A 5,922-nucleotide genomic window follows, 5' to 3' on the forward strand; every position below is an offset into this window, starting at 1 on the left:
AATAGATGAAATTGTAGAAATCAGAATCAACATTGACCAAGTAGACATTAAGGGTAAGGCAATCTTATTTGAAAGTGGTATTTATGCGAAGATTCCTTCAGACATTCCAGAAAACTTAGCTTTATCTGTACTTGACGTTGCGGGTGCTCCTGCTCAAACGGCTAAACTTGTAAAACCTGGCGACACTGTACTTGTTATTGGCGGTGCTGGTAAATCAGGTATGCTTTGTTTATACGAAGCAAAAAAACGTGCTGGTGTAACCGGTAAAGTAATTTGCTTACAGCATTCAGATAATGCAAAAGATAGAATCATGGGCGCGAATCTTGCTGACCACTATATCACAGCAGATGCAACAGATGCAGTAGATGTACTTGGAAAAGTTGAAGCGGTGACAAACGGTCAAATGTGTGATATCGTAATCAACTGCGTTAACGTGGAAAACACTGAAATGTCTTCAATCTTGGCAACTAAAGATGATGGTTTAGTATATTTCTTCAGTATGGCAACTAGCTTTACTAAAGCAGCTCTTGGCGCTGAAGGTGTTGGTAAAGACGTTCAAATGATCGTTGGTAATGGTTATACAAAAGGTCATGCAGAGATTACGCTTCAAATTATGAGAGAAAGTGCGACGCTTAGAAAAATTTACGAAGACTTGTATGCTTAAATGATTGCATACCCCTTCGGGCAAGAAGTCCTCGGCGATGCCTGCGGATTGCCCTGCATCGCACAGAATTACTAACGCATACGGCATGATGTAAATTTTGCTTGTGACTGGGATGAGGGGGACTTTTGGATGTACACGTCCTCGGCTGTGCCTGCGGATTGCCCTGCATCGCACAGAATTACTAACGCATACGGCATGATGTAAATTTTGCTTGTGCTTGGGATGAGGGGGACTTTTGGATGTGCATGTCCTCGGCGGTGCCTGCGGATTGCCCTGCGGTGCACGCAATCATTAAAGCATACGGCATGATGTAAATTTTGCTTGTGACTGGGATGAGGGGAGACTTTTGGATGTACATGTCCTCGGCGGTGCCTGACTTTCGAATCGTTTTACGGACGAATTTTAAAATTAATATTGTTACAAGTGATATGAAGTTATGAATAATTTAATCTGTTGATGTAAAATCTTGTATTGGTTCGGAGGTGCAATCCACAGGCGTAGCCGAGGACTCTTGCACCGAAGGGCTAATACATGATTTTCAACCAAATACAATCATGAAAAGTATTTTTAAAAGGGAGTTAATAACATGAGAAATTACAAAGAAATCGAAATGTGGAAAAATGTGACTCAAGAAGAATGGGATTCTTGGGAGTGGCAAGTAAGAAACAGAATTACGACTTTAGAAGATCTCAAAAAAATCATTACTTTAACTTCAAAAGAAGAAGAAGGTGTTGTTAAGACACTTGAAATTCTTAGAATGGGGATTACACCTTACTATGCCTTATTAATGGATAAAGAAGATGCAAAATGTCCAGTGAGAATGCAAGCAGTACCAACTATTAACGAAACATACCAATGTTCAGCAGATATGGATGATCCACTTCATGAAGATGGTGATTCACCAGTTCCAGGTTTAACACACAGATATCCAGACCGTTGTTTACTACTCGTTACAGATATGTGCTCTATGTACTGCCGTCACTGTACAAGAAGACGTTTTGCAGGACATAATGATGCCGCTGTAGGTACAGATAAAATAGATGCAGCAATCGAATATATTAAAAACACGCCAGTTATCAGAGACGTTCTTTTATCAGGTGGAGATGCACTTTTAGTTTCTGATGAGAGACTTGAGTACATCATCAGCAGATTAAGAGCGATTCCACATGTTGAAATCATCAGAATTGGTTCTAGAACACCAGTTGTTTGTCCACAAAGAATTACACCTGAACTCGTTAACATGCTTAAAAAGTATCACCCAATTTGGTTAAACACACACTTCAACCACTCTAAAGAAATTACACCTGAAACGAAAAAAGCTTGTACTTTAATGGCAGATGCAGGGATTCCATTGGGTAACCAATCGGTTCTTTTAAGAGGTATTAACGACAGCGTACACATCATGAGAGATTTAGTTCATGACCTTGTTATGATGCGTGTAAGACCTTACTACATCTACCAATGTGACCTTTCTATGGGTATCGAGCACTTTAGAACACCAGTTGCTAAGGGTATTGAAATCATCGAAGGTTTACGTGGTCATACTTCTGGATACTGTGTTCCAACATTTGTTGTTGACGCACCAGGCGGTGGCGGTAAGATTCCAGTAATGCCACAATATATGATTTCACAGTCACCAGAGCGCGTTATCCTTAGAAACTATGAAGGCGTAATCACAACTTATGCTCAACCAAATCCTTATGATCTTGAAAAAGAAGGTGCTGCTGAAACTGAAGCACAAAAAAATCACAAAATGTTTGGTGTGGGTGGTCTTTTACAAGGAAATCGTGTTTCTATAGAACTTAAAGAGCTTGAAAGAGCAAAAAGAAGCCACCACGAGTAATCGTTAATCTAGAATAAAGAAAAAGCATTTAGGAATGACATCGGAGGACAAAGCCATGAAAGCACTTTTTGAAAACGAATATAAAATATTTTCAATAGTAGGCATGGCAAAAAACGCAGGCAAAACGGTCACGCTCAACTATCTCATTGAACTTGCGAATGAAAATCAGATACGATTGGGGCTCACCTCTATAGGGAGAGATGGTGAGCGCCAGGATATCGTAACGCGTACGGAAAAACCTATGATTTTTATTACAAAGGGGACACTTATAGCAACTGCTGAAATGCTATTTAACATCTCTGAAGTAAAACTTGAGATTGTTGAAGTGACAGCCTATGAAACTGCAATGGGGAAAATCATCATCGGGCGGGCATTAAATGATGGTTATGTTCAGTTAGGCGGTCCAACGACAAATAACACTGTTAGAAAAGTTTCGGAAAAAATGATCTCACTGGGTGCAGATCGTGTATTGGTGGACGGTGCACTTGACAGAGCGTCATCTGCATCGCCGGCCATTACAGATGCATGTATACTCTCAACGGGTGCAGTTCTCAGTCGAGATATGAATAAAACCATAGAACAGACTGTACATCGGGCAAGCCTTTTTAAACTCGAAGGTCTCAATGACGATGGACTTAAGGCTCTTTGGGACAAGGTCGATGACGTAAAGGGTGTCTATATCATTGATGATGCAAATGAAATGACGCATCTTGATGCGCTAAAGACAGCGCTTCTATCGGGAAGAACAATCGGCACACATCTTGAAGAAAACAGTCAATATGTCTTTGTTAAAGGCGCATTGGTGTCAAAAACTTTAAAGGATATTTTAGAGTCTTCTCCTTATGCACGTCAAGTGACTTATGTAGTAGGAGATGCGACGAAAATCTTTATTGAGCAAAGAGATTGGAATTACTTTATGCGTGTGGGCGTCACAATTAAAGTGCGTTATGAGATTAATTTAATGGCCTTAACCATCAATCCATATGCCCCTTCGGGCTATTTTTATGATTCTGAGAGTTTTAGAGGGAAACTTTCAGAAGCACTAAAGGATTTAATGGTGGTTGATGTTATGACACTTTAAGGGAGGTCAGTATGTTTTTAAGTGAAAATCAGTATAATGACCTTGAACTTGAATTTATATTTGATCGTATAAAGGTAGAAACCCCTTATGGTGATCTTGAAAAAAGAAATGCACTACCCTTTAAACAAAGTGAAATCGGGGCTTTAGAGCAAGAGTTTGATGATCTTGAAAAAGTGATTCGGATGTTAACAGACAAAAGATATGAGCTTCTGGAACTTAAGAGCATTTTTAATAATATCAAGCAGCTTGGCGGAACCTATGAACGCATTGAGGCGGAAGAGACATTATCCGTGACGGAGCTCTTTGAAGTTAAAGTCATGGCAATATTGATGAAGCAGATTATTGGGGTATTAGATAAGATTCACTGGAAAGCTGAAGGGCTTAAAGACAGCCTTGACAATGTGGATGAAATCATAAAAATTCTTGATCCTGAAAAAACGGGCACACAGAGTTTTTATATCTATAATCTGTACTCTGAAACACTCAGGAGCATTCGAAGCGAAATAGAAACACAGAAAGTAAAAATCAGTAGACATACAGATCAAATAAAAGCGACTTTGGAAGAAAGAGCGCTTAAAATAAAGACCAATGGAGACATTCAGATTCAGAAGACAGCGCATGAAAATATGGCCTTTGCCATGGAAAATGAACAGCTTGAATACCAATCTGAAATGCCAACCACTGTGATATTCAGAATTAAACAAGACCCAGAAATCGTAAAGGCACTTGAATCTTTAACCATCAAGGAAGAGGAAGAAGAGTATCGTATAAGAACAGCATTGTCTTTAGCACTCAAAAAAGAACTTGAGATCCTTGTGGAGAATTCAAACAGAATTGGTAGAATCGATTATCTTATAGCAAGGGCGACGTTTTCAAAGGCATTTGATTGCGTTAGACCAAAGTTGAATACAGAAGGTAGAATTCAAATCAGTTCAGGGAGACATCTTAAGGTCGCTAATCGATTGGCACAAGAGAAAAAAACATATACCCCTGTGGATGTGGAAATTTCTAAAAGAGTAACCTTAATTACTGGTGCCAACATGGGTGGTAAAACGGTATCGCTGAAGATGATAGGCATCATTGTAGCCATGGCGCATTACGGTGTATTTGTACCTTGTGAATCTGCGGAAGTTAGCCTGTTTGACTTCATCTTTATATCCGTTGGCGATTCACAATCCATCGATATGGGCCTCAGTACCTTCGGGGGTGAGATTCATAAAATTGGACAAGTACTTAAAAGACAAATGCAGAAGGGGTTTATACTCATTGATGAACTTGCAAGAGGGACGAATCCGCTTGAGGGATATGCCATCTCAAGAGCATTGATTGAACATTTGTCTGATAGTCAATTTGTGACCATTATTACCACACATTATGATGGACTGACAAATATTGAGCATGTGGATCACTATCAGGTTAGAGGTCTTTCAAGTGTTGATTTTAGTGCACTTGAAGGTGAAAAAGGCATGGTGTTGTTGCACGAATTGATGGATTATAGACTGGCAAGGGTAAGTCAAATGAAGGCGATTCCCAAAGATGCCATTCGCATTTCTGAATTTATGGGACTTGATAAGAAAATTATTGATAATGCAAAAGTAATATTAGGAGGATCAAATGGTGAGTAAGTTAAATCTTGATTTTGGCGTCGTAGACAGCGCTAGAAAATCAGCGAGAATTATAGCTGAAGACACACAGAAATTTATTGAACGCCATACGACTGTAGCAGTTGAAAGAACGGTAGCAAGATTACTTGGTATCGATGGCATTGACGACCTTGAAAGACCACTTCCAAATGTTGTGATTGACAACATTAAGCATGGTGGCGGTTTGTCTGAGGGAGCATCATTCTGGATTGGAAATGCAATGGTAGCGCTTTCTAAAACACCTCAAGAAATTGCTGAAATGGTCGCAAAAAATGAACTTGATCTTACAAAGGTTGAGATGCAGGATCGTTCTAAGATCAAAGCTGCAATTGAAGAAGTCGCACAAAAAATGGTGGATCGCATTAGGGACAACCGCGCTAAAAGAGATGAGTATTTAAAGACTTTAGGCGAAGGTCCAAAGCCGTATTTATATGTAATCGTTGCAACAGGCAATATCTATGAAGACGTGCTTCAAGCACAAGCTGCTGCAAGACAAGGTGCGGATATCATCGCTGTAATCCGTACAACAGCACAAAGCTTACTTGACTATGTTCCATATGGTGCAACAACTGAAGGTTTTGGGGGTACTTATGCAACACAAGAAAACTTCAGAATCATGAGAAAAGCACTTGATGAAGTGGGTGAAGAAGTTGGTAGATACATCAGACTTTGTAACTACTGTTCAGGATTA

The 5,922-nt window shown here is 39.6% G+C and carries 4 protein-coding genes and 1 pseudogene; all 5 read left to right on the forward strand.

All coding sequences use genetic code 11. The features are described 5' to 3' along the window. Nucleotides 1-664: pseudogene (locus AC220I_RS16965) on the forward strand (L-erythro-3,5-diaminohexanoate dehydrogenase); the annotation flags it as partial. A gap of 586 nt (nt 665-1,250) precedes the next feature. After that, nucleotides 1,251-2,507 (forward strand): lysine 2,3-aminomutase, encoded by a 1,257-nt coding sequence (kamA, locus tag AC220I_RS16970; RefSeq protein ID WP_486725052.1) that lies wholly within the window; start codon nt 1,251-1,253, stop codon nt 2,505-2,507. Between the two features lie 55 nt (nt 2,508-2,562). Beyond that, nucleotides 2,563-3,588, forward strand: a complete 1,026-nt coding sequence (gene kamB / locus AC220I_RS16975; RefSeq protein ID WP_486725053.1) for a lysine 5,6-aminomutase reactivase subunit KamB — start codon at nt 2,563-2,565, stop codon at nt 3,586-3,588. 11 nt (nt 3,589-3,599) lie between these two features. Beyond that, the gene (gene kamC / locus AC220I_RS16980) at nt 3,600-5,213 is read left to right on the forward strand and encodes a lysine 5,6-aminomutase reactivase ATPase KamC (protein ID WP_486725054.1); all 1,614 of its coding nucleotides are present in this window, start codon (nt 3,600-3,602) and stop codon (nt 5,211-5,213) included. After that, on the forward strand, nt 5,203-5,922 hold a 720-nt coding region (locus AC220I_RS16985), incomplete at its 3' end, for a lysine 5,6-aminomutase subunit alpha TIM-barrel domain-containing protein (RefSeq protein ID WP_486725055.1). The genes kamC and AC220I_RS16985, both read left to right, overlap by 11 nt.

The sequence above is a fragment of the Fusibacter sp. genome (assembly GCF_057447755.1).